This window comes from Rhizobium sp. YIM 134829 (assembly GCF_046546455.1).
The window spans coordinates 665,901-689,411 of the sequence record NZ_JBKHKI010000001.1 but is presented as its reverse complement, the minus strand read 5'-3'; the positions used below and the strand labels follow the sequence as shown (position 1 = coordinate 689,411).

Sequence of the window (23,511 nt, the reverse complement as noted above, 5' to 3'; positions counted from 1 at the left end):
ATCCACGTGCCTCGACGGCGGGAGACGCCGTGCCTCCACTCAGATCGGGCGATCGGTGGCCTCGGCGATCGCCGGATAGGTGAGGAGCGCGGAGGCGAGGTAGAGGGCGAGATAAACGCCGTTCAGCGTCGGAACCCAGAGCGTCGGATCGACGCTCCAGAGCATCAGCCCGGACAGCAGCGCGACCTTGGAGGCGCCCACCAGCGAGAGGTTGACGACACGGCGGACGGTTCGTCCCGTGGCGTAGAGCAGCTCCGAGTGGTATTCGACCAGATTGCGAAACCCGGGCACGAGCAGGATCATCAGCACGAAGGGCGCGATCTCGGACACGTTCTTGCCGAGGCCGTTGGGGATGAATTTCAGATAGAGCGCCATGGAGAGGATGGCGGCGAAGGAGACGCCGGCAACCGCGAGCTCGATCAGCGGCCGGGCAAAGGGGCGGTGCAATGTCTTCGGTGCCCGCATGATCGCCTGGACCAGCAGCATGTTGAAGGACCGGACCGGCAGGGCCGTCAGGTCGGCGAGCCGCATGATGATGGCATAGATGCCGGACACAGCCGGGCCACCGATCGCCAGCACCACCAGCTTGTCGAATTCCGACTGGACGTAGAAGAGGATCTCGGCGCCGGCAACGGTGACGCTGTCGGCCCAGCGGCGCACATAGAGCCGCGGCCGCCAGCGCAGGCGCCGGCGCGGGTAGAAATGGATGATGGCAATCGCCACCGCCAGGATATTGCTGCCGAGATAGAACCAGGACCAGTCGGACAGCGTGCTGTAGGAGAGGGTGACGAAGGCGAGTGCAGCGAGCGTGCGCAGCGCCGTGCCCATCACCACCATGATCGAACTCACGCCGAAGCGGCCGAGTCCGTTGAGAACGATCGACACAACTTCCAGTCCGCGCCAGCAGAGGATCTCGGCGATCATGAAGCGCAGGAAGATGCCGGGTGCCATGTCGCCGCGAAACAGCATGAAATAGATCGCCCCGCAGATCGCGGCGACAAGCGGAAGTGACAGAAGCGCGGCGATCAGGAAGCCCAGCGTATAGGTGCCGACGAGGCGCGGCTTGACGGTGGCGACGCGATAGAGCGGCGAGATGAATCCGAAGGCGAGCGACCGGGAAACCATGACGCCGGTGGCCGAAGCGGTGGCGAACAGCCCGAAATCGCTGATCGGCAAGACATTGGCGATGCAGATGAAATAGACAAGCGAGAGCGCCAGCCGGGCGGCCGAGCCGCTAACCATCGACATATAGGCCCTGATCAGACCGCCATGGCGGCCATAGACTGTTTTTGCGAGCGCGATCACGAAGGGTTTCCTAGCCTCGTGTCCTTCTAGCGGCGAAAGCTTAAAAGCCTCTGACGCCGCTCGGTCGAATTGTCGCGATCCCGCTGCATTAACGGTTTCTTGGGCATGTTTGCTTAAGGTCCCTTCATCTTCCGCGCTGCAGCCTCGCGAGTTCCGATGTTCGATCCGAATGACTCCCTGAAGGGACCCGCCCGTCGGTCGCTGCTCGACCTTGCGCCGGCCGAACAGACGGCACCGCGCAAAGGCACCGCGCGACCGCACCTCCTGCGCTCGGCCGAGGCGGCCGCCCCGCCGCCGCCAGCGGCGGTAGCCCCAGTCGCCTTCGCTGCGGCCGTCCCGCCTGCCGAGACGCGGGAGCCGCGCAACCGGCGTGCCAGCGACCTGCCGCTGATCGACCTCGCCACCATCGCCGACAGCGTCTGGCGGCTGCGGCGCATCGTCATCGCCACGACCGTGCTCGGCGCCGTCGCGGGCGTCGGCCTGGCGCTCTCGACGCCCAATAGCTACCTCGCCGAAAGCAAGCTCTATATCGACCCGCGCGAAGTACGGCTGACCGATTCCGATCTCTCGAAGGACACGCTCGCCACCGAGGCGATCCTGGCGCTGATCGACAGCCAGCTCGAAGTGCTGCGCTCCCGCACCGTGCTCGACAAGGTGGCAACCGAGCTCGCACTCGACAGGGACCCCGAATTCGGCTCCGCCGCCAGGGCCGCCGCCAGCAGCCCACCCGTCGCCGCCGCCGGTTCCCCGGCAGCGACGGAAGGGGCTGCGCCTGAGCCGCCGAGCCGCGTCGATCCTCGCACGCTCGACAAGCTATCCGAAGCGATCACGGTCTCGCGGGATCCGAAGACCTTCATCGTCAGCATCAGCGTCAAGTCTCGAGACCCCGCCAAGGCGGCGCACATTGCCAACAGCATCGTCACCACCTTCTTTGACGAGGAGCAGGCCGCGCAGTCCGGCTTCTTCCAGCGCACGACCGCGGCGCTCGACACTCGCCTGGAGGAGCTGCGCAAGGAGCTCGATCAGGCGGAAAGCGCGGTGGAGGACTACAAGGCCAAGCATGACATCGTCGGCGCCGGCGGCCAGCTGATTTCCGACCAGACGCTGCTGGCGCTCAACACCCAGGTCGCCGCCGCGCGCAATCGCATCGCCGAAGCCCGGGCCAAGGTCAACATGGCCAGCCGGACGCAGCTCAAGGACATTCTAACCGGTGCCTATCCGGAAGAGGTGGCGTCGGCGACCTTGCAGCAGCTGCGGGCGCAATATGCACAGGCGCGCGCCCAGCTCAGTGCGCTCGATGCAAGCCTCGGGCCGCGCCATCCGCAGCGGCTTGCCGCCAGCCAAGCCGTCGATTCCGCCCGCATGGAAATCGACAACGAGCTGAAGCGGATCGGCGCATCGACGCAGACCGAGCTCAGCCGCGCCATCTCCACCGAACAGGATTTGCTGCGCCAGCTCGCCGTCGGCAAGGCCGACCAGGTCAATGCCTCCTCAAGCTTCATCGAACTGCGGGAGCTGGAGCGAAAGGCCAATGCGACGCGGACGATCTACGAATCCTTCCTGAAACGCGCCAGCGAAACGGGTGAGGAGGAGAAACTCAGCTCGAAGAACATCCGCGTGATTTCCAAGGCGGAACCGCCGATCAAGCCGACCGGTCTGTCGCGCAAGGTGATCGTGATCGGCGGGGTCCTGGCGGGTTTTGCCGCCGGCATCGGCCTCGGCGTCGCGCTCGGCATTGTCCGCAGTCTGACGGACAGCTATCGCCGCGCCCGGCCGCCGCTTCCGCGCGACCCCGCACCTGCCGGTCCGGGCGGCACGCGCTTCGAGCCGGAACAGTCCTCGGACAGCGTAGCGCCCCGCCGGCCTCAGCCGGTCGCCACCACAGGCTTCTCTCCGGTTGTCGCGCGGAAAACTGGCCTCGACACCGCCGCCGCATCGCAACCTGTCATGCCGCATCAGCCCTCCGCCCATCATGCCGGGGCTGCAGCGGCGGCGTTCTCGGCGCTGAACCCGAGCCTGCGTGCCAATGCGGAGCGGGGGCGCGAGCCCGACCCGGCTCCGGACGTCCAGCGCCTGCGCTCCGATCTTCAGGCGCTTCGCCGACGGGTGGAGCGCTACCAGGGCAGCCGCCGTTCCGGCCGGGCCTGAGCAGGCTGCGCGGCGCGACGCGGTGGAACCCGCACCTGCCGCTGCCAGTGGGCCATGGTAACGAGCTGGCTTGAATTTCCCTGCTTGGAACAGCATAGGACGCAGGCGGGCCAGTCCAGGGCGTCTCGACGCATGAGAATGGCGACCATCAAAACGTGGCAGGGCAGGAGCATCGCATGAGCATCGTCATTGACGGCAAGCAGGTGGCCGCCTCGGTCATCGAGCGGGTGAAGCAGGCGCGCCTTACGCTCGAGGCGCAGGCTCACCTTCGGCCGGGGCTGGCCGTGGTCATCGTCGGCAATGATCCGGCAAGCCATGCCTATGTCGGCGCGAAGAGCCGCATGGCCAAGGAGTGCGGCTTCACCTCGGTGCAGCATACCCTGCCGGAAGAGACGACGCAGGAGGCCCTCGCCGCGCTCGTCGCCACGCTGAACGCCGATCCGGCTATCCACGGCATTCTCGTCCAGCTGCCGCTGCCCAAACATCTCGACGCCGAGCCGATCATCCAGTCGATCCGGCCGGAGAAGGACGTAGACGGCCTGCATGTCGTCAATGCCGGCAAGCTTGCAACGGGCGATCTGGAGGGCGGCCTTGTTTCCTGCACGCCTGCCGGCGCCATGGTTCTCGTCCGCCAGGTGCATGGCGATGATCTTTCGGGGCTTTCCGCCGTGGTGATCGGCCGGTCGAACCTGTTTGGCAAGCCGATGGCGACCTTGCTGACCGCCGCCAATGCCACGACCACCATTGCCCATTCCCGCACCCGCGATCTCGCCGCCGTCTGCCGTCAGGCCGACATCCTGGTCGCCGCCGTCGGCCGGCCGCAAATGGTCAAGGCCGATTGGGTCAAGCCGGGCGCCACCGTGATCGACGTCGGCATCAACCGCATCGATGCGCCGGAGCGCGGCGAGGGCAAGACCCGGCTGGTCGGCGACGTCGATTTCGTCTCCGTGCAAGAGCTTGCCGGTGTCATCACCCCCGTGCCAGGCGGCGTCGGGCCCATGACCATCGCCATGCTGATGGCCAATACGCTGATTGCCGCCAGCCGCGCCGCCGGCCACAGGCCGCCGCGCTTCTGAGCCGCGAAATTTTCCTGCGGCGTAAGGTCTCGTCGCGAGGATCATCCCTCAGGCGGCTCATCCCGGGACGCAGATCATGCTGCGCAAAGGCTCTATCGCCGGGCCATGCGGGGGAGGCGGGGTGCGGGGCTGGTCGACTGGCGGCGGATCAGTTTGGTCGCCCAGAGTTCCTGTTCCGGTGGGGCGCCGGATGGCTGACCCAGAGAGGCGATCAGCCGTTCCGCCACCCGGGCGCCGGCGGCGCGCAACGAGGACTGTGTGGTGGTGAGCGGCACGCTGAAATGTTCGGGCTTGAGCAGCGGCAGAACGTCGTCATGCGCGATCACCGAGACATCCTCGCCGATCGTCAGCCCCGCCCGGTTCAGCGCCCGCACCGCGCCGAGCGCGATCACCGTACTGGAGCAGAGAATGGCCGTCGGCGGCGCCGGTGCTTCGAGAAACCGGACGGCGGCGCGGTAGCCGAATTCGTCGGTCATGAAGCCGTGATCGATCGGCAGGTCGTCGACCGGCAGCCCTGCCTCCCTCATCGCCTTCTTCATCCCCGTCTCCCGGCGGATGGAGAAGGTCAGCTGCTCCTGACCATTGATCAGCCCGATGCGGCGGTGGCCGAGACCGATCAGGAGCTTGGTCGCCTCGTAGAAGGCCTGCTCATTGTCGATATCGAGGAAGGGATAGTCGTCGCCCTGATCGATCGCCCGGCCATGGACGAGATAGGGGATATGCAGGCTGCGCAGCATGGCGATCCGCGGGTCCTCGCGCCGCACATGGGCGATGAACAGCGCATCGACATTGCCGCTGGCTGCGAGCCGGCGAAAGGTAATCTCCTCTTCCTCCGGCGAACTGGGATTGATCACCAGATGGAAGTCATGGCGCTGCGCGGCTTCCGCAAGCCCCGTGAGAAACGAGCCGAAATGCAGGTCTGCCTCGATCTCCGCTGCAACGGGCATGACGAGGCCGATCGAACCGGCGCGTCCGGTCGCCAGCCGCTGGGCGGCCTTGTTCGGTCGGTAGCCGGTTTCGCGCACCGCCTCCATCACGCGGCGCCGCGTCTCCTCGTTGACTTCCGGGTAGCCGTTCAGCGCGCGACTGACCGTCGTCTGGGAAAGGCCCAGGCGCTCGGCCAGCTGTTTCAACTTGATGCTCATGGTGCACAAGTTCCCTTGCATCCCGGCGCGTGATGGCGGACAGTCACGCGGCCAAGCGCGTCTGTTAGCATCAGCCTTATCAACCGGTAAACGGTAAATTGGTCTGCTGCACTGCAAACAGTTGCTGGGCGGCAAGATGGCAGCGACATGCAGAAGCCCGCTGAATTTTAGCTTGACTTCATGCTACAAGGGATGATTTGTAAGCGGCATTCAAAGCGCTTTGAGGGATCGATGACCGGAGGTGGGGCATCACCGAGAGCGTTTTCAACCCGAGGGAGGAAATGGCGTTGAGTAAGACTTTTCTTATGGGCGTATGCGCTCTGGCGCTTCTGGCCGGCCCGGTGGCCGCTGCCGAGCTTAAGTTCAAGCCAGGCGAGGACTCCAAATTCAACTGGGCGAGCCTCGAGGACTTCGGCAAGGGTCATGATCTCAAGGGCCAGACGCTGACGATCTTCGGCCCGTGGCGCGGCGAGGACCAGGCTCTGTTCGAGTCGGTGCTTGAATATTTCCGCACGGCAACCGGCGCCGATGTCAAGTATTCGTCGTCTGAGAATTACGAACAGCAGATCGTCATCGACACCCAGGCCGGCAGCCCGCCGGATGTTGCCATCCTCCCGCAGCCGGGTCTGATCGCCGACCTCGCCGCAAAGGGCTATCTGTCGCCGCTCGGCGATGACACGCAGAAGTGGTTGCTGGACAATTACTCGGCCGGCAAGTCCTGGGTCGATCTTTCTACCTATGCGGGCAAGGACGGCAAGAAGCAGGTCTATGCCTTCCCCTACAAGATCGACGTGAAGTCGCTCATCTGGTACGTGCCGGAGAACTTCGAGGACGCCGGCTACACGGTCCCGAAGACGATGGAAGAGCTGAAGGCTCTGACCGAGAAGATCGTGGCCGATGGCGGTACGCCCTGGTGCATCGGTCTCGGTTCGGGCGGCGCGACCGGCTGGCCGGCAACCGACTGGGTCGAGGACCTGATGCTGCGCACGCAGACGCCGGAGACCTACGACAAGTGGGTCACGAACGGGATCCCCTTCACCGATGCTGCCGTGACCGGCGCGCTCGACGAGTTCGGCTGGTTCGCCAAGAATCCGAAGTTCGTGGATGGCGGTTCGCAGGCCGTCGCCTCCACCGACTTCCGCGACAGCCCGAAGGGTCTCTTCTCTTCGCCGCCGAAGTGCTACCTGCATCACCAGGGCTCGTTCATCCCGTCCTTCTTCCCGGAAGGCACGAAGGTTGGCGATGACGTCGACTTCTTCTTCCTGCCGCCCTATGCCAGCAAGCCGGAGCTCGGCAACCCTGTGCTCGGCGCTGGTACGCTGGCCATGATCACCAAGGACAGCCCGGCCTCCCGCGCGTTCCTGGATTTCCTGAAGACGCCGATCGCACATGAAGTCTGGATGGCTCAGTCGAGCTTCCTGACGCCGTTCAAGTCGGTCAATCAGGACACCTATGCCAACGGGCCGATGAAGAAGCAGGGCGAAATCCTGCTCAATGCAACGACCTTCCGCTTCGACGGCTCCGACCTGATGCCGGGCAAGATCGGCGCGGGCGCCTTCTGGACCGGCATGGTGGATTTCGTCGGTGGCAAGTCCTCCGCCGATGTCGGTGCTGAAATTCAGAAGGCATGGGACGCGATCAAGTAAGCGACTGCAACAAGACCAAAAAGGCTGAGATACCGTCGCCCGGGACAAGCCGGGCGGCGGCAACGACATACCAGGGGACCGTGTGGTTGGTCACCAAGGGGGATTCATGGAGCAACTCGCACTTGCCGTCGTCACCATGGCGGCCGGCGTTCTCGCTTGCGCAGCTTATTTCTATCTGACGAACCTGATCCTTGATCTGGTTTTTCCGTCCAAGGGCCGGACCGGCCCGACGGCGTCGCGCAATCTGCGGATCACCAATGCGATCCGGCCATGGCTCTTCCTGTTCCCCGCACTCTTCGCCATGACGATCTACCTGATCTATCCGGTCGTCGAATCCGTCTGGCTCTCCCTTCACGACCGCGAAGGGAATAATTTCGTCGGCTTTGCCAATTACGTCTGGATGGTCAATGACGGCGAGTTCCGCCAGTCGATCTTCAACAACTTCCTTTGGCTGCTGGTCGTCCCGGCGCTTTCCACCTTCTTCGGCCTGATCATCGCTGCGCTGACCGACCGCATCTGGTGGGGCAATATCGCCAAGACGCTGATCTTCATGCCGATGGCCATTTCTTTCGTCGGCGCCGCCGTCATCTGGAAGTTCATCTACGACTATCGTGCCGCCGGCACGGAGCAGATCGGCCTGCTGAATGCTCTGGTCACCGCTTTCGGCGGCGATCCGCAGGCCTGGGTCACCATCCCTTTCTGGAACAATTTCTTTCTGATGGTCATCCTCATCTGGATCCAGACAGGCTTTGCCATGGTCATTCTCTCCGCCGCGCTGCGCGGCATTCCCGAGGAGACCGTGGAAGCGGCGGTCATCGACGGCGCCAATGGGCTGCAGATCTTCTTCAAGATCATGATCCCGCAGATCTGGGGCACCATCGCGGTCGTCTGGACCACCATCACCATCCTGGTGCTCAAGGTCTTCGACATCGTGCTCGCCATGACCAACGGGCAATGGCAGACCCAGGTTCTCGCCAATCTCATGTTCGACTGGATGTTCCGCGGCGGCGGTGATTTCGGCCGCGGCGCCTCGATCGCGGTGGTCATCATGGTGCTGGTCGTTCCGATCATGATCTGGAACATCCGCAATGCGACCCGCGAGATGAAGGCCCATTGACATGATCGCCGCCAAACGTTCCCCGCTCGTCCTCTTCGTTCATCTCTCGGTCCTGCTCATCGTCGCGCTCTGGACGCTGCCGACCGCCGGCCTGCTGATCTCCTCGCTGCGCGACAAGGACCAGCTTGCCGTGTCCGGCTGGTGGACGTCGCTCTCAACCTCCAGCCAGACCATCACCTACCGCGCCCCCGAGGCGAGCGCGCAGGTGGAGAAGGACGGGCGTTTCGTCATATCCGGCAATGTGCTGGAGAACACGGCCGCCAAGGTCTCCACTTTCGGCATCACCAGCCGCGATCCCGCTGCCTTCAAGGCCGGGGAGACCGCGACACTCAATGATGGCGAGCGGCTGACGGTGAAGGAAGACGGCAGTTTTGAGATTGTCTCGGATACGCGCATCGCCGATGGTCGCGGCCAGCGTATCGTCTTCAATGCGGCCATCCCGCCGCGCTTCACCTTCGACAATTATCGCGAGGTGCTGCGGGCGGAAGGCATCGGCGCGTCCTTCATCAATTCGCTGACCGTGTCTGTGCCGGCGACGATCATCCCGATCCTGGTGGCCGCCTTTGCCGCCTATGCGCTCGCCTGGATGCCATTTCCCGGCCGGGCAATTATCATCGCTGTCGTGGTCGGCCTGCTTGTCGTGCCGCTGCAGATGTCGCTGATCCCGCTCCTGAAGCTCTATAACGGCGTCGGCGCCTTTCTCGGCGTGCCGTCCAAGACCTATCTCGGCATCTGGCTTGCCCATATGGGCTTCGGCCTGCCGCTCGCCATCTATCTGTTGCGCAATTACATGGCCGGCCTGCCGCGCGAGATCATGGAATCCGCACGCGTCGACGGGGCCAGCGATTTCGATATTTTCGTCAAGATCATCCTGCCGCTTTCCTTCCCGGCGCTGGCGTCCTTCGCCATCTTCCAGTTCCTCTGGACCTGGAACGATCTTCTGGTGGCGATCGTCTTCCTCGGCACCGGCAACAATGAGCTCGTGCTCACCGGCCGCCTCGTCAACCTGCTCGGATCACGCGGCGGCAATTGGGAAATCCTGACCGCCTCGGCTTTCATCACCATCATTGTTCCCCTCATCGTTTTCTTCGGTCTGCAGCGCTACCTCGTGCGCGGCTTGCTGGCTGGTTCCGTCAAAGGCGGCTAATACGTGTACAAGGACCCCTCAGACTCCATGACGATCGCAATTCCGACCGCAACGGGCCTCGTCGCTGACCGCGACTGGTGGCGCGGTGCCGTGATCTACCAGATCTATCCGCGCTCCTATCAGGACTCCAATGGCGATGGCATCGGCGATCTGAAGGGCATTACGGCCCGTCTTCCCTATGTCGCCTCGCTCGGCGTCGACGCCATCTGGATCTCGCCCTTCTTCATGTCGCCGATGAAGGACTTTGGCTACGACGTGTCGGACTACAGAAATGTCGATCCGATCTTCGGTCATCTCGCCGATTTCGATGCGCTGATTGCCGAGGCGCACGGGCTCGGTATTCGGGTGATGATTGATCTGGTGCTCTCCCACACCTCTGATCAGCATGCCTGGTTCGTCGAAAGCCGCTCCTCGCGCTTCAATCCCAAGGCCGACTGGTATGTCTGGGCGGATTCCAAACCCGACGGTACGCCGCCCAACAATTGGCTGTCGATCTTCGGCGGCTCGGCCTGGCAGTGGGATGCCACGCGGCTGCAATATTACATGCACAACTTCCTGACCTCTCAGCCCGACCTGAACCTGCACAATCCGGAGGTTCAGGACGCGCTGCTGTCCGTCGAGCGCTTCTGGCTGGATCGCGGCGTCGATGGCTTCCGTCTCGACACGATCAATTTCTACTTCCACGATCGCCAGCTGCGCGACAATCCGGCGCTCGCGCCGGAGCGGCGCAACGCCACGACGGCGCCGGCGGTCAATCCCTATAACTATCAGGAACATATCTACGACAAGAACCAGCCGGAAAACCTCGCCTTCCTACAGCGCTTCCGCGCCGTCATGGACGAGTATCCAGCCATCGCCGCGGTCGGCGAGGTGGGCGACAGCCAGATCGGTCTCGAGATCGCCGGGGAATATACGTCCGGCGGCGACAAGATGCATATGTGCTATGCCTTCGAGTTCCTGGCCCCGGATCCGCTGACGCCGGCGCGTGTCGCTGAGGTTCAGCATGCCTTCGAGCGCGCCGCGCCGGAAGGCTGGGCCTGCTGGGCCTTTTCCAATCATGACGTCGTGCGCCATGTCTCCCGCTGGGGGCAGGACATTGCCGACCACGATGCCCATGCCAAGTTCCTCGCCAGCCTCTTGATGTCGCTGCGCGGTTCGGTCTGTATCTATCAGGGCGAAGAGCTGGCGCTGCCCGAGGCCGATCTCGCCTTCGAGGACCTGCAGGACCCCTATGGCATCCAGTTCTGGCCCGACTTCAAGGGGCGCGATGGCTGCCGCACGCCGATGGTCTGGGATGCGGAGGCGCCGAATGGCGGCTTCGGCGAAGGGCGGCCCTGGCTGCCGGTCCCGGCCGAGCACCTGCCGCGCGCCGTCTCGGTGCAGGAGCAGGACATGCGCTCCGTGCTTCATCACTATCGCCGCTTCCTCGCCTTCCGAAAGGCCCATCCGGCCTTCGCCAAGGGCGAGATTGAATTCAAGGCCTATGAGGCGCCGTTGCTCGGCTTCCACCGCACCCATGGCAACGACACGCTGTTCTGCCTGTTCAATCTGAGCGCAGAGCCGGTCACCGCGCCGCGGCCCGAGGAGCGCCTGGAGGTGCTGAGCGGACACGGGTTCAACTCGCATCTCGGCGACGAACGCATCACATTGCCCGCCTGGAGCGGCTTCTTCGCCCGGTTAGTCTGAACGCGGCGAATTAGAGAAAGGAGGCCATCATGGCAGGTTTGGAACTGCGACAGATCCGTAAATCCTATGGCGCCGTCGACGTCATTCACGGCGTGGATCTCTCCATCCGGCGCGGCGAGTTCGTCGTCTTCGTCGGCCCTTCAGGCTGCGGCAAGTCCACGCTGCTGCGCATGATCGCGGGGCTCGAGGAGATCTCGGGCGGCGATCTGTTGATCGAGGGGCAGAAGGTTAACGACGTGCCGCCATCCCAGCGCGGCATCGCCATGGTCTTCCAGTCCTATGCGCTCTACCCGCACATGACCGTCTATGACAACATGGCCTTCGGCATGCGCATCGCCAGGGAAAGCAAGGAGGAGATCGACCGCCGCGTCCGCTCGGCAGCCGAGATCCTGCAGCTGACCAAATATCTCGACCGCCTGCCCAAGGCACTTTCCGGCGGGCAGCGCCAGCGCGTGGCGATCGGCCGCGCCATCTGCCGCAATCCCAAGGTCTTCTTGTTCGACGAGCCGCTGTCGAATCTCGACGCGGCGCTGCGTGTCGCGACCCGCATCGAGATCGCCAAGCTCAACGAGCAGATGGCCGATACGACGATGATCTATGTGACGCATGACCAGGTCGAAGCCATGACGCTCGCCGACCGGATCGTCGTGCTTTCCGCGGGCCATATCGAACAGGTCGGCGCACCGCTCGAGCTCTATGAGCGCCCGGCCAACCTCTTCGTCGCCCGCTTTATCGGCTCGCCGGCCATGAACATCATTCCCTCGACGATCGTGTCAGCCGGTGTGCAGACGACGGTCGAACTGGTCGGTGGCAAACGCGACATCCTCGATATTGCCACGCCCGAGAGCGAAGTGGGCAAGAAGGCAAGCTTCGGCGTGCGCCCGGAAGACCTGCAGGTCACGACCGGCGACAGCTTCCTGTTCGAAGGCACGGTGTCGATCGTCGAGGCGCTGGGCGAAGTCACGCTGCTCTATATCGAGGGCCTGGTGCCCGACGAGCCGATCATCGCCAAGATCGCTGGCATCCAACCGATCCAGCGCGGTCAGAGCGTTCGCTTCACCGCCGACCGCACGAAGCTGCATCTCTTCGATGCCGAGGGGAAGACCTATCGGCGGTGATCGGCTGAACCGATCGGGTCGATCTCCGTCGCCTCGCTCCTCAACGCGGCCTCGAAAAGACCGAGGCCGCCCATTCCAGCCAGAATGAATCCGAGGGCAAGCGCGGTCGCGCTTCCATCATAGAGGGCGCCGATGCCGACCGCCAGGCAGCTGGCGATCAGGCTTGATCCGGAGGCGATCACCGAGGCGCCGAAGCCGGCGAGGCGCCCGAGCGGCCGCATGGCAAGCGCATTGAGATTGCCGAACAGCAGCCCGATCGCGAAGAAGCCTGCAAGGCCGATGACCAGGAAGAGCCAGAGAGGCGGCCGCCCGTCGAAGGCGGCGCTGGCGGCGACGAGCGTGAGGCCGGCTGTGCTCAACCCAAGAAGCGCGCGCCGTGCGATCCACGCCGCTCCCACCCACCGCACCCAACCTGCATTCACGAAGGAGGCGAGGCCGAGGCTCAGCGCCAGCACCGCGAAGAGCAGCGGAAAGCCGGTCTCGATGTCATAAAGATCGAAGAACAGGTCGGCGGCGATGCTCAAGTAAAGAAGCTGCGCACTGAAGACGAGCCCGGTTGCCACGATGAGCAGCACGACTTGGCGATGGGACAGGATGCGGCGACCATTGGCGATGAGTAGCGACGGGCGGATGGGAATGCGCGCCGCGGGTGACAGGGTTTCCGGGTGGCGCAGGCTCAGCCACAGCCCAAGCCCGGTCGCCACCACCAGATAGGCCAGGAAGAGGCTTCGCCAGCCGGCTAGCCGCGTCAGCCCCTGGGCCAGGATAGGCGCCAGCATCGGCACGAGGATGAACAGCGTGAACATGAAGGAGAGGATGCGCGCCATCTGGTCGCCTGCGAACTGGTCGCGGATCATCGCCCGCGTCGCGATCTTCGGCCCGGCAACACCGACGCCCTGCAGGATACGCCCGAGCACCATCAGCTCCAGCGAGCCGGCCAGCCCGGCCAAGACCGTGCCGACGCCATAGACCGCCAGCCCGATCAGCAAAGCTCGCTTGCGCCCCCAGGCATCCGAGAGCGGTCCGATCGCAAGCTCGCCGATGGCCATGCCGAGGATGAACAGCGAGACGAGGTGCTGCGTCGAGAGGATGGGGGAGGGCGCTAGCGCCGCCCCGATCTGCCGTAGTGCGGGCAGCAGCGCATCGATGCTGAGCGAGGTCAGCGCGGTGAGAGCGGCATAGAGCGTCAGGCGTTCGGTAAGGCTGGGCAGGCGGAACACTCCTCGATCCTCCGGTATCTCAAGGCGCCGCGCTTTGGCCGCCTTTGGCTGCTGCTGCTCGACTCGCGACAGCGTGGTCCGTGCAACCCCAAGACGCTCTGCGGCCTCGGTGACCTCCATGCCCAGCGGCTCCAGAACGTCGTCACGAGGGAGGGATCCGGGATGGAAACGTTGATGAATTAAGGTCGCTTCCGGTAGGTAGAGGGGCAACCTCACGGAGGGTCATGTCTGCAAGCGTGACCTGAGATGCGTGAGGGGGTAGGCTGATCCGATGGCACTTTCCGGCGATGAGGATACCGCTCGCCGTTCAGGTCATCAAGGTTCTGAAACGTGGTACGACGACTATGACATTCCTGGGACTTCCTCAGCGCCTTGAAGGTGATCGCCGTCCGAAAGCAGCCCTGTTCGCTGCAGGGCATGGCAGCACCTATCCAGGAAAGAGCAGCGCCGGCCACGCGGAAGCGCCAGCCGCCATTCGCGCTGCGAGCGCCGGTGATGCGCCTCTGATCGAAAATTGGGACTTTGATCTCGGCGGTCCGCTCTTTGAAGGCGGGAGCATATCCTGCATCGATATGGGTGATCTCGATACCGTCATGCATGACAATTCGGGCAACCGCGCATTGGTCGAGGCTAGGACGAGGGACGTTCTTGCGCTTGGCGCAGTGCCGATCCTTGTTGGTGGCGACTGCTCGCTCACCATCCCCTTCCTCGCAGGCTTCGCGGCTCTCGGCCCGATCTGGGTTCTGCAGATCGATGCACATATCGACTGGCGGGAGGAAATCGACGGCGAACGTTACGGCTATTCCAGCCCCATGCGCCGCGCCAGCGAAATGGCGCATGTGGCTGGCATGGTGCAGCTTGGCATGCGCAGCGTCGGAAGTGCGGCGCGCGCCGAGGTCGATGCGGCAATGGGCTATGGAAGCCGATTGATCACCACCCGCCTGGTGCAGGAGCGCGGCGTGGGAGCGGCCTTGGATCACATTCCTGAAGGCGCCAACGTGGTGATCGCGCTTGATTGTGACGCGATGGATCCAGCCATCATGCCAGGCGTGGCCGCCAGGACACCCGGCGGCCTCAGCTACCTGCAAATCATCGACCTCATCCACGGCGCCTCGAAGCGCGGCAGGCTCGCCGGCTTCGATCTGGTGGAGCTTTACCCGCCGGCCGACATTGATGGGCTATCGGCGCAGACCGCCTCTCGCATCGTCGCCAACGCGATCGGCGCGATCGTTCGTCAGCCCTGATTGAATCAGAGCTTCCGGCTTCACGCAAACAGCACGCTCGCCCCGCGATCCGCAGCCCCTGCGACGGCGCGGAAGGGGGCAAAGAGTTCGCGGCCCATGCCGTAGTCGTTGTCGCTCAGATCTTCAACAGCCGGTTCGCGCGCTGCGAATTCGGCGGCATCGACGAGGACATTGACCTCCCCGGTCGTCGCGTCGAGACGGATGATGTCGCCTTCGCGGATCTTGGCAATCGGTCCGCCATCCTTGGCCTCGGGCGTGAGATGGATGGCCGAGGGCACCTTGCCCGAGGCGCCGGACATGCGGCCATCGGTGATGAGCGCCACCATCTGCCCGCGATCCTGCAGGATGCCGAGGACCGTCGTCAGCTTGTGCAGCTCCGGCATGCCGTTCGCCTTCGGGCCCTGGAAGCGGACCACGGCGACGAAATTGCCCTCGAGCTCGCCCTCCTTGAAGGCCGTGTTCAGGCTCGCCTGATCGTGGAAGATCTTGGCTGGCGCCTCGATGATATGGCGCTCCGGCTTGACGGCGGAGATCTTGATGACCGCCTTGCCGAGGTTGCCGGTCAGCATCTTCAGCCCGCCGCTGGCCTGGAAGGGTTTGTCGATCGTGGCGAGCACCTTGGGGTCATGGCTCACGGCCGGCGCCGGCTCGCGGTGAACCGTGCCGTTTTCGCCGAGCTTGACGTCGATTGCATAGGCATCGAGGCCCTGGCCGAACACGGTGCGGACATCCTCGTGCAGCAGCCCCTGCTTCAAGAGCTGGGAGATCAGGAAGCCCATGCCGCCTGCGGCGTGGAAATGGTTCACATCGGCAAGTCCGTTCGGATAGACGCGGGCGAGCAGGGGGATGATGTCGGAGAGCTCGGAGATATCCTGCCAGGTCAGCTGGATGCCGCCCGCGCGCGCCATGGCGACCAGATGCAGCGTGTGATTGGTCGAGCCACCGGTCGCATGCAGGCCGATCACGCCGTTGACGATCGAGCGCTCGTCGATCATCTCGCCGGCCGGCGTATAGTCGTTGCCGAGCGCAGTGATGGCAAGCGCGCGCTTGGTCGCCTCGCGGGTCAGTGCGTCGCGCAGCGGCGTGCCGGGATTGATGAAGGAGGCGCCGGGCAGGTGGAAGCCCATGATCTCCATCAGCATCTGGTTGGAATTGGCCGTGCCGTAGAAGGTGCAGGTGCCGGGGCCGTGATAGGACTTGGACTCCGCTTCCAGCAGTTCGTCGCGGCCGACCTTGCCTTCGGCATAGAGCTGGCGCACCCGGGCCTTCTCGTCGTTCGGCAGGCCGGTTGTCATCGGCCCTGCCGGAATGAAGACGGCCGGAAGGTGGCCGAAGGTGAGCGCGGCGATCATCAGGCCGGGGACGATCTTGTCACAGACGCCGAGATAGACGGTGCTGTCGAACATATTGTGCGACAGGCCAATGCCGGCCGCCATGGCGATCAGGTCGCGCGAGAAGAGCGACAGTTCCATGCCCGGCTGGCCCTGGGTCACGCCGTCGCACATGGCCGGCACGCCGCCCGCCACCTGTGCAATGCCGCCGGCTTCCGCCGCCGCGGCGCGGATCAGCGCCGGATAGGTCTCGAACGGCTGATGTGCGGACAGCATGTCATTATAGGAGGTGATGATGCCGAGATTGGGCACGGTGTCGCCCGAGAGCGCCGCCTTCTCGGCGGGGGAACAGACCGCGAAACCATGGGCGAGATTGCCGCAGCCAAGCACGGAGCGATGCACGCTCTTCGCCGCTGCTCTGCGGACGCGATCCAGATAGGGCTCGCGGGTGGGCTTGGACCGCTCGATAATGCGGGCGGTGATCGCCTGGATGCGGGGATCGACGGACATGGCCTATCCTTTCGGAGCCTGTCGCGGCTCCTTGTCTAACGCTCGGGTTTCGAAATGTCCGACGCTTTGGCGCCGGTCTGCGCATGTTACGGCGCCCAGTAGATCTCGACGGGCGACGAGGCGCGACGAAGGATCGCGCGAATGGGCATTTGCGTTTCCGGGCCAGGCGCTTCCGCCTCGGCCAACACGGTCTTCTTTCCCTCGCCTTCGATATGCAGCGCGAGGAGCCGCGCATCTGCAAGGCTGGAGAAGGTGAAGGTCAGCCGCGGCTCGCCGGCGCCTTCGGCCTCCATAGTCATCACACCGCGCGGCGTGTCGGCAGAGAGCGCCTCCTCAAGCCGCGACCCGCCGGGAAAGAAGGAGGCGGTGTGGCCGTCATTGCCCATGCCGAGGATGACGACATCGAAAGGCGTTCCGAAGCCGGCGGTCTGCCTGGTCGCGGTCGCCGCCGCCTCTTCCACGGTCGCGGTCGGGTAGTAGAGCGGCGCGAAGCGGGCGGCGGCCGCCGGTCCGTGGATCAGGTTCTCGTGCACCAGCTTCTCGTTGGAGCGCTCGTGATCCGGCGGCACGAAACGCTCGTCGACCAGGGTGATAATTACCGACGGCCAGTCGATCACCTTGGCCGAGAGCGTCTGAAAGAAGGCTTTCGGCGTCGAGCCGCCGGAGACGGCGAGGCTCGCCGTGCCGCGTTCGGCAATCGCTGCGGAGAGCGCATCCGCCACCCGTTCGGCGAGGGCTTCGGCGAGGTCCGCCTTGGTCTCGAAGGCGTGCAGGCTGCTCGTCATCTCTGCCTCAGACCACTTCGTGCCAGGTGCGGCCGTCACGCTCGATCAGCGCGATGGCCTGGCTCGGGCCCCAGGTGCCGGCCGTGTAGGACTGCACCTTCTGGCCGACCGTGTCCCAGGACTTCAGGATTGGATCAACCCAGCGCCAGGCGGCTTCCACCTCGTCCCGGCGCATGAACAGCGTCTGATTGTTGCGGATCACGTCAAGCAGCAGCCGCTCATAGGCGTCGGCGCTGCGGGCGTTGAAGGCGCTGGCAAAGGTCATGTCGAGCGAGACATTGCGCAGGCGCATGCCGCCCGGGCCGGGATCCTTGATCATCAGCGACTGCTTGACGCCTTCGTCCGGCTGCAGGCGGATGATCAGCTGGTTGGCTTCGATGCGTCCCGCCGCTTCGTCGAAGATCGAATGCGGGATATGCTTGAAGGTGATGACGATTTCCGACATGCGGGTCGCCATGCGCTTGCCGGTCCGGATGTAGAAGGGCACGCCCGCCCAGCGCCAATTGTTGACCTCGGCCTTGATCGCCACGAAGGTCTCGGTGTTGGAAACGCCGCCTTCCAGCTCCTCCAGATAGCCCTTGACCGGGCCACCAGCGGAAGCGCCGGCCTTGTACTGGCCGCGCACGGTGAGCTTCTCGACATTGGCGGGGGTGATGGGCTTCAGCGCGCGCAGCACCTTGAGCTTCTCGTCGCGCACCGCTTCGGCGTTCATCGACGGCGGCACTTCCATCGCCACCAGGCAGAGCAGCTGCAGAATATGGTTCTGCACCATGTCGCGCAGCGCGCCGGCCTTGTCGTAGTAGCCGGCCCGGCTCTCGAGGCCGACAGCTTCCGAGACGGTGATCTGCACATGGTCGATATGGGAGGAATTCCAAAGCGGCTCGTAGAGTGCATTGGCGAAGCGCAGCGCCATCAGGTTCTGCACCGTCTCCTTGCCGAGATAGTGGTCGATGCGGAAGATCTGCTCTTCCTTGAACACCCGGCCGATCGTGTCGTTCAGCTCGAGCGCTGAGGCGAGGTCGCGGCCGATCGGCTTTTCCACCACGATGCGGGTCGACTTGGTGATCAGCTTGTGGTCGCGGATCTTCTCGGAGATGTCGCCGAAGATGCCAGGCGCGACGGCGAGGTAAAAGGCGCGCACGCGATCCTTGGCCTCGTCGAGCAGATGCTTGAGCTTGTCCCAGCCCTGGTCGGATTTGGCATCGACCGGAATGTAGAACAGGCGGTCGGTAAAGGTCTTGACCTGTGCCTCGTCGAACTCGCCGGGCTTGAGATGCTCCTTCAGAGCATCGGTCGCGAACTTGCGATATTCCTCGTGGCTGAGGGCGCTGCGCGAGGCGCCGATGATGCGCGTCGGGTCGGTGAGCTGACCATCGAGCTGGCGGTGGTAGAGCGCAGGCAGGAGCTTGCGCTCGGCGAGGTCGCCGGTGCCTCCGAACACCACATAGTCAAACGGCTCGACGGGAATGATCTGGCTGCTCATGGGGTCTCGATCTCTCGGGGTCAGGGGATCTATAATTCAATCGATTTAAATTCGCTAGTGCGCTGCCGCATTTTTTTGTCCCCAGGGGTGGAGAGGGGAAGGGGAGGGCGGCCTCAGAGCCTGTCGCGCAGAGCATACCAAGTGAGCGCGAGGAACAAAAGTGCGGAGCGGAAGCGCGGACCGCCCGGAAACGGCGGAACCTTGAGATCCTGGAATAGATCCAATTCCGCGGAGCGGCCCATGACCCGGTCCGCATAGAGCTTGCCGCAATAATTGGACAGCATGACGCCATGGCCGGAATAGCCGCCGATGGCGGTGACACCGGGCATGACCTCGCGCAGGAAGGGCTGGCGGGTCAGGGTGATCCCGACCGAGCCGCCCCAGGCATGGTCGATCGGCACGTCATGGAGTTGCGGATAGATCTCGGCGATCTGCCGACGAATATGCTCGGAAATGTCGCGTGGCGAATCGGCCGTATACGCCTCGCGCCCGCCGAAGAGCAGCCGGCCATCGCGCGAGCGGCGGAAATAGCGCACGACGAAACGCGAATCGGCGACCGACTCGCCGCCGGGCAGCACGTCGCTTTTCTCCCCGAGCGGCGGCGTCGCGCCGATGAAGGAGCGGATCGGCATGACATGGGCGGCGGTCACCGGCTCGAGACTGCCGATATGCGCATTGCAGGCGATCAGCGCCCGGTCGGCGGTGATGGTTCCGCGCGCGGTTGTCACCCGCACCTTGCCGCCCGAAACGGCGATCGCCTCCGCCTTGCTCATCTCGTGCAGATGAGCACCGGTTGCGGCTGCAACCCGGGCCAGGCCGATCAGCAGCTTCATCGGCTGAATATGGCCGGTACCGCTGTCGAGGAGGCCGAGCTTGTAGTGGCGCGAACCGAGGCGCTCCGCGGTCTCGCGGGCATCCAGGTAGCGGATCTTGTCATAGCCGTAGCGGCTGCGCATCGCCTCCTCGAATGCGCGATGGGCCTTCTCCTCCCGCTCCCGATGCGTGACCGAGAGGTGTCCAGGTTGGAATTCCATGTCGATCTGGTGGTCGCGGGCAAAATCGAGCAGGTAGCGCTTGGCATTCTCCGCCATGTCGAAGAGCGCCCTGGCGCGCTCCTGCCCATATTGCCGCTCCAGCTCGTCCACCTCGGCCCGCTGGCCGGTGCCAAGCTGGCCGCCATTGCGGCCGGAGGCGCCGTCGCCGAACCGGCAGGCATCGATCAGCACCACCCGCACCCCGCCCTTGGCGAGCGTGTAGGCCGCCTGCAGCCCGGTAAATCCGCCGCCGATCACGACGACATCCGCCTCCACCGAGCCATCCAGCGCCGCATAGGCCGGACGCTCCTCCACCGCCGCCTCATACCAGGAAACCCCCGGCGAAATCGGGCTCTGCCATGTCATCTCGTCGGCCCTTCACACGTTCAGCAGCAAATATTCCCGCTCCCACGGGCTGATCACCTGCATGAAGGTTTCGAATTCGCCGCGTTTGAGGCCGCCATAGATGGCGATGAATTCGGCGGAGAAGACTTCGTGGAAGGCGGGCTCGGCTTCGAGGGCGGCCACGGCTTCCAGCAGCCCGCGCGGCAGGTCGATCGTCTTGTCGTTGACCGTGTCGTCCGATGGCGCGCTCGGCTCGATTGCGCGCGTCAGCCCCAGATAGCCGCAACCGAGCGAGGCTGCGAGCGCCAGATAGGGGTTGGCGTCCGAGCTCGGCAGGCGGTTTTCCACCCGCCGCGCCGACGGCTCGGAATCCGGCACGCGAAAGGCGGTGGTTCGGTTGTCATAGCCCCAGGCATTGTTGACCGGCGCCGACATGTCCGGCGTCAGCCGCCGGTAGGAATTGACATAGGGGGCCATCATCGACAGCGCCTTGGGAATGAAGGTCTGCATGCCGCCGATGAAGTGGAAGAACTCCTTGGACGCGCTGCCATCGGCATTGGAGAAGAGATTGCGACCCGTGTTGATCTCCACCACCGACTGATGGATGTGCATGGCGGAGCCCGCCTGGCTCTGCATCGGCTTGGCCATGAAGGTGGCGTAGATGCCGTGCTTCAGCGCCGCCTCGCGGATCGTGCGCTTGAAGAGGAAGACCTGGTCCGCAAGCTCGATTGGATCGCCGTGGCGCAGGTTGATCTCGAGCTGGGCCGGGCCCTCCTCGTGGATCAGCGTGTCGATCTCCAGCCCCTGCTTTTCGGAGAAGTGGTAGATGTCGTCGATCAGCTCGTCGAACTCGTTGACGCCGGCGATCGAATAGGCCTGGCCGCCTTGGATGGAACGGCCCGAGCGGCCCTTCGGCGGATGCAGCGGATAGTCGGGGTCGTCGTTCTTGGCGACCAGATAAAACTCGATTTCCGGCGCCACCACCGGCTTCCAGCCCTGGCGTCGGTAAAGCTCGACGACGTGCTTGAGCACATTGCGCGGCGTATAGGGCACGTTCTCGCCCTTGGAGCCGGCAATGTCGCAGATCACCTGCGCCGTCGGGTCGGTTTCCCAAGGGACGATCGACAGGGTGGAGAGATCGGGAACCAGCTTGATGTCGCTATCGCGGGAATCATAGCGGAAGTCGCCGGTTTCCTCCGGATAGTCGCCGGAGATCGTGTGGCGGTAGATCGCGGAAGGCAATGCAAGCGACGTGTTGGAGGTGAATTTCGAAGAGGGCATCATCTTGCCGCGGGGCACGCCGGCAATATCGGGCGTAATGCATTCCACATCTTCGATGCCGCGCAGCTTCAGCCAATCGGCGGCTTCCTTCCAGGTCTTCACGCCGCGGGCGGATTGCAGGGAGGGGGGGATCTTGACGCTTTTGGAGGTCTTGCTGGTCTGCTGTGCGATGGTTCTCTTCGCGGGCATAAATCACCGTTTTTGAGGTCGGATATTGCATCATAGCCGGAGTTCGGCCCGAAACCAGCGCCAACTTGAGAGATGCTGCACCGTCGCGCCGTGACGGAGACCGCAATTGACAGGAGGGCGCGGCTTGCCGAAGAGGGCTGATCGGACAAGGAGCTGCAGGTGGCGACATCGGTCGACGTGATCATTCTGGGTGCCGGGGCTGCCGGCATGATGGCGGCGATCGAGGCCGGGCGGCGGGGGCGGCGGGTGCTGGTGCTCGACCATGCCAAGGCGCCGGGCGAGAAGATCCGCATATCGGGCGGCGGACGCTGCAACTTCACCAATCTCGGCACGACCGCCGCCAATTTCCTGTCCGACAATCCGCATTTCGCCAAATCCGCGCTCGCCCGCTACACGCCGCGTGACTTTCTCGCCTTGGTCGAGCGTCATGGAATCGCCTGGCACGAGAAGACGCTCGGTCAGCTCTTCTGCGACGACAGTGCCAAGGACATCATCCGCATGCTGCTGGCCGAGCTTGAGGCCGCGGGGGCAAACCTGCGGCTGGATACGACGATTGAGAGCGTCGAGAAAGATGTCTCCGGCTTTCGCGTCGCATCCTCCGTCGGGACGTTCGTCTGCGAGACGCTGATCGTCGCCACCGGCGGCAAGTCGATCCCGAAGATGGGCGCGACCGGCTTTGCCTATCGGATCGCCGAGCAATTCAGCCTGCCCCTCGTCGAGACACGGCCAGGTCTCGTGCCCCTGACGCTGCCCGATCCGCTCAAGGACGCGCTGGCGCCGCTTGCCGGCGTCGGCGTCGATGTTCAGGCGCGGGCGGGCCGCACGCGTTTCGATGAGGCGATGCTCTTCACCCATCGGGGTTTGAGCGGCCCCGCCATCCTGCAGATCTCCTCCTATTGGCGGGAAGGGGAAACGATCGAGATCGCCTTTGCGCCGGGTACCGATCTCGCCGGACGCCTGAAGGCCGCAAAGCAGAGCCAGGGACGTCAGGCGCTGCGCACAGTCCTTGGCGACCATCTGCCCAAGCGGCTGGCGCAGTATCTCGCCGGGCAGACGCCGCTCGGTGAGCGCTCGCTTGCCGATCTCTCCGACAAGGCGATCGACGGCTTCGTCGCCAGCCTCTCGGCCTGGCCGATCCGACCGGCGGGATCGGAAGGATATCGGACGGCGGAGGTGACGCTCGGCGGCGTCGATACACGCGCGCTCGACTCCCGCACGATGATGGCCCGCAGCGTCCCCGGCCTGTTTTTCATCGGTGAATGCCTCGATGTAACAGGCTGGCTCGGCGGCTATAACTTCCAGTGGGCCTGGGCCTCCGGTTTTTCTGCGGGGCAGGCGGCCTGAGAAGGCAGAGCTTCACACCTTGTTAGCGAATGTCGGGGAACCTACTTGTTGGGCAGACAGGAGACCGCGGCCAGAAGCATGTTTTTTCCGCACTGCGACAGCAGTGCGACAAAAAGAAGCTGGCGGATCGGGGCGACCAGGTCTATTCTTCGCTGAGGATGAAAGGACATGTTCTCATGAACCAGCATCGCCGCCGTAGCGCTCGCGCCATTGCCATCGCCCGCACGCAGGAAAGCCGGACGCTCGATCTGATGAAGATCGGCATCACCACACTGGCGCTCGCCGTTACGGCCGTCGCCGTTCTCCTGGCGCTCTCCGCAGCCTGAAGCGGGAGCCCGGTCCGCCGCCCGCTTCGGG

18 protein-coding genes are annotated in these 23,511 nt (G+C 64.4%); 10 read left to right on the top strand and 8 right to left on the bottom strand.

The window, feature by feature from the left end; genetic code table 11:
• Positions 1–39: 39 nt before the first annotated feature.
• Entirely contained in the window at positions 40–1,305 is a 1,266-nt protein-coding gene (locus ACLE20_RS03315) for a lipopolysaccharide biosynthesis protein (protein WP_410938807.1), read from the bottom strand.
• 156 nt (positions 1,306–1,461) lie between these two features.
• Here ACLE20_RS03315 and ACLE20_RS03310 point away from each other — a divergent pair, with 156 nt between their 5' ends.
• Both ACLE20_RS03310 and folD read left to right on the top strand, forming a co-directional pair.
• Positions 1,462–3,453 carry a GumC family protein gene (locus tag ACLE20_RS03310; RefSeq protein ID WP_410938806.1) on the top strand — a complete coding sequence of 664 codons (1,992 nt, stop codon included), beginning with the start codon at positions 1,462–1,464 and terminating at the stop codon, positions 3,451–3,453.
• A gap of 176 nt (positions 3,454–3,629) precedes the next feature.
• The gene (gene folD, locus ACLE20_RS03305; protein WP_410938805.1) at positions 3,630–4,529 is read left to right on the top strand and encodes a bifunctional methylenetetrahydrofolate dehydrogenase/methenyltetrahydrofolate cyclohydrolase FolD; all 900 of its coding nucleotides are present in this window, start codon (positions 3,630–3,632) and stop codon (positions 4,527–4,529) included.
• A gap of 92 nt (positions 4,530–4,621) precedes the next feature.
• Here folD and ACLE20_RS03300 read toward each other — a convergent pair whose 3' ends face one another.
• Positions 4,622–5,674 carry a LacI family DNA-binding transcriptional regulator gene (locus tag ACLE20_RS03300; protein WP_410938804.1) on the bottom strand — a complete coding sequence of 351 codons (1,053 nt, stop codon included), beginning with the start codon at positions 5,672–5,674 and terminating at the stop codon, positions 4,622–4,624.
• A 305-nt stretch (positions 5,675–5,979) separates the two neighbouring features.
• Here ACLE20_RS03300 and ACLE20_RS03295 point away from each other — a divergent pair, with 305 nt between their 5' ends.
• The 5 genes from ACLE20_RS03295 (at position 5,980) to ACLE20_RS03275 (ending at position 12,388) form a co-directional block, all read left to right on the top strand.
• A complete protein-coding gene (locus ACLE20_RS03295) occupies positions 5,980–7,320 on the top strand; it encodes an ABC transporter substrate-binding protein (RefSeq protein WP_410939127.1) in 1,341 nt (446 codons plus the stop codon).
• A gap of 106 nt (positions 7,321–7,426) precedes the next feature.
• Complete coding sequence (locus ACLE20_RS03290) at positions 7,427–8,437, top strand: carbohydrate ABC transporter permease (RefSeq protein ID WP_410938803.1); 1,011 nt, start codon at positions 7,427–7,429, stop codon at positions 8,435–8,437.
• A gap of 1 nt (position 8,438) precedes the next feature.
• The gene (locus tag ACLE20_RS03285; protein ID WP_410938802.1) at positions 8,439–9,584 is read left to right on the top strand and encodes a carbohydrate ABC transporter permease; all 1,146 of its coding nucleotides are present in this window, start codon (positions 8,439–8,441) and stop codon (positions 9,582–9,584) included.
• A gap of 27 nt (positions 9,585–9,611) precedes the next feature.
• Positions 9,612–11,270 carry an alpha-glucosidase gene (locus ACLE20_RS03280; protein WP_410938801.1) on the top strand — a complete coding sequence of 553 codons (1,659 nt, stop codon included), beginning with the start codon at positions 9,612–9,614 and terminating at the stop codon, positions 11,268–11,270.
• Positions 11,271–11,299: 29 nt separating this feature from the next.
• Entirely contained in the window at positions 11,300–12,388 is a 1,089-nt protein-coding gene (locus ACLE20_RS03275) for an ABC transporter ATP-binding protein (RefSeq protein WP_410938800.1), read from the top strand.
• Here the strand turns inward: ACLE20_RS03275 and ACLE20_RS03270 are convergent.
• Positions 12,376–13,728: an MFS transporter gene (locus tag ACLE20_RS03270; RefSeq protein WP_410938799.1), complete on the bottom strand. Its 1,353-nt coding sequence runs from the start codon at positions 13,726–13,728 to the stop codon at positions 12,376–12,378. The two genes, ACLE20_RS03275 and ACLE20_RS03270, sit on opposite strands and share 13 nt — an antisense overlap.
• Before the next feature lie 167 nt (positions 13,729–13,895).
• Here ACLE20_RS03270 and ACLE20_RS03265 point away from each other — a divergent pair, with 167 nt between their 5' ends.
• The gene (locus tag ACLE20_RS03265; RefSeq protein ID WP_410938798.1) at positions 13,896–14,852 is read left to right on the top strand and encodes an arginase family protein; all 957 of its coding nucleotides are present in this window, start codon (positions 13,896–13,898) and stop codon (positions 14,850–14,852) included.
• A gap of 20 nt (positions 14,853–14,872) precedes the next feature.
• Here the strand turns inward: ACLE20_RS03265 and edd are convergent, their stop codons facing one another.
• From edd to ACLE20_RS03240, 5 genes are all read right to left on the bottom strand, one after another.
• A complete protein-coding gene (gene edd / locus ACLE20_RS03260) occupies positions 14,873–16,693 on the bottom strand; it encodes a phosphogluconate dehydratase (protein WP_410938797.1) in 1,821 nt (606 codons plus the stop codon).
• Between the two features lie 86 nt (positions 16,694–16,779).
• Entirely contained in the window at positions 16,780–17,478 is a 699-nt protein-coding gene (gene pgl / locus ACLE20_RS03255; protein WP_410938796.1) for a 6-phosphogluconolactonase, read from the bottom strand.
• Between the two features lie 7 nt (positions 17,479–17,485).
• Positions 17,486–18,961, bottom strand: coding sequence for a glucose-6-phosphate dehydrogenase (gene zwf / locus ACLE20_RS03250; RefSeq protein ID WP_410938795.1), 1,476 nt, complete (start codon positions 18,959–18,961; stop codon positions 17,486–17,488).
• A 113-nt stretch (positions 18,962–19,074) separates the two neighbouring features.
• Positions 19,075–20,361: an NAD(P)/FAD-dependent oxidoreductase gene (locus tag ACLE20_RS03245; RefSeq protein WP_410938794.1), complete on the bottom strand. Its 1,287-nt coding sequence runs from the start codon at positions 20,359–20,361 to the stop codon at positions 19,075–19,077.
• 12 nt (positions 20,362–20,373) lie between these two features.
• Positions 20,374–21,810, bottom strand: coding sequence for a glutamine synthetase family protein (locus tag ACLE20_RS03240; RefSeq protein ID WP_410938793.1), 1,437 nt, complete (start codon positions 21,808–21,810; stop codon positions 20,374–20,376).
• 159 nt (positions 21,811–21,969) lie between these two features.
• On the opposite strand from ACLE20_RS03240, the gene ACLE20_RS03235 reads away from it, so the two are divergent.
• Both ACLE20_RS03235 and ACLE20_RS03230 read left to right on the top strand, forming a co-directional pair.
• Positions 21,970–23,154: an NAD(P)/FAD-dependent oxidoreductase gene (locus ACLE20_RS03235; protein WP_410938792.1), complete on the top strand. Its 1,185-nt coding sequence runs from the start codon at positions 21,970–21,972 to the stop codon at positions 23,152–23,154.
• Positions 23,155–23,330: 176 nt separating this feature from the next.
• Positions 23,331–23,480 carry a hypothetical protein gene (locus ACLE20_RS03230; RefSeq protein WP_410938791.1) on the top strand — a complete coding sequence of 50 codons (150 nt, stop codon included), beginning with the start codon at positions 23,331–23,333 and terminating at the stop codon, positions 23,478–23,480.
• Positions 23,481–23,511: the final 31 nt, after the last annotated feature.

What these genes read in the sequence shown, in the direction of transcription:
- ACLE20_RS03300 (WP_410938804.1), bottom strand. Translation starts at nt 5,674, where the DNA reads ATGAGCATCAAGTTGAAACAGCTGGCCGAGCGCCTGGGCCTTTCCCAG.
- ACLE20_RS03265 (WP_410938798.1), top strand. Translation starts at nt 13,896, where the DNA reads ATGAGGATACCGCTCGCCGTTCAGGTCATCAAGGTTCTGAAACGTGGT.
- ACLE20_RS03240 (WP_410938793.1), bottom strand. Translation starts at nt 21,810, where the DNA reads ATGCCCGCGAAGAGAACCATCGCACAGCAGACCAGCAAGACCTCCAAA.
- ACLE20_RS03310 (WP_410938806.1), top strand. Translation starts at nt 1,462, where the DNA reads ATGTTCGATCCGAATGACTCCCTGAAGGGACCCGCCCGTCGGTCGCTG.
- edd (WP_410938797.1), bottom strand. Translation starts at nt 16,693, where the DNA reads ATGTCCGTCGATCCCCGCATCCAGGCGATCACCGCCCGCATTATCGAG.
- ACLE20_RS03290 (WP_410938803.1), top strand. Translation starts at nt 7,427, where the DNA reads ATGGAGCAACTCGCACTTGCCGTCGTCACCATGGCGGCCGGCGTTCTC.
- ACLE20_RS03270 (WP_410938799.1), bottom strand. Translation starts at nt 13,728, where the DNA reads ATGGAGGTCACCGAGGCCGCAGAGCGTCTTGGGGTTGCACGGACCACG.
- ACLE20_RS03285 (WP_410938802.1), top strand. Translation starts at nt 8,439, where the DNA reads ATGATCGCCGCCAAACGTTCCCCGCTCGTCCTCTTCGTTCATCTCTCG.
- folD (WP_410938805.1), top strand. Translation starts at nt 3,630, where the DNA reads ATGAGCATCGTCATTGACGGCAAGCAGGTGGCCGCCTCGGTCATCGAG.
- ACLE20_RS03280 (WP_410938801.1), top strand. Translation starts at nt 9,612, where the DNA reads ATGACGATCGCAATTCCGACCGCAACGGGCCTCGTCGCTGACCGCGAC.
- ACLE20_RS03275 (WP_410938800.1), top strand. Translation starts at nt 11,300, where the DNA reads ATGGCAGGTTTGGAACTGCGACAGATCCGTAAATCCTATGGCGCCGTC.
- ACLE20_RS03295 (WP_410939127.1), top strand. Translation starts at nt 5,980, where the DNA reads ATGGGCGTATGCGCTCTGGCGCTTCTGGCCGGCCCGGTGGCCGCTGCC.
- ACLE20_RS03245 (WP_410938794.1), bottom strand. Translation starts at nt 20,361, where the DNA reads ATGACATGGCAGAGCCCGATTTCGCCGGGGGTTTCCTGGTATGAGGCG.
- zwf (WP_410938795.1), bottom strand. Translation starts at nt 18,961, where the DNA reads ATGAGCAGCCAGATCATTCCCGTCGAGCCGTTTGACTATGTGGTGTTC.
- pgl (WP_410938796.1), bottom strand. Translation starts at nt 17,478, where the DNA reads ATGACGAGCAGCCTGCACGCCTTCGAGACCAAGGCGGACCTCGCCGAA.
- ACLE20_RS03230 (WP_410938791.1), top strand. Translation starts at nt 23,331, where the DNA reads ATGAACCAGCATCGCCGCCGTAGCGCTCGCGCCATTGCCATCGCCCGC.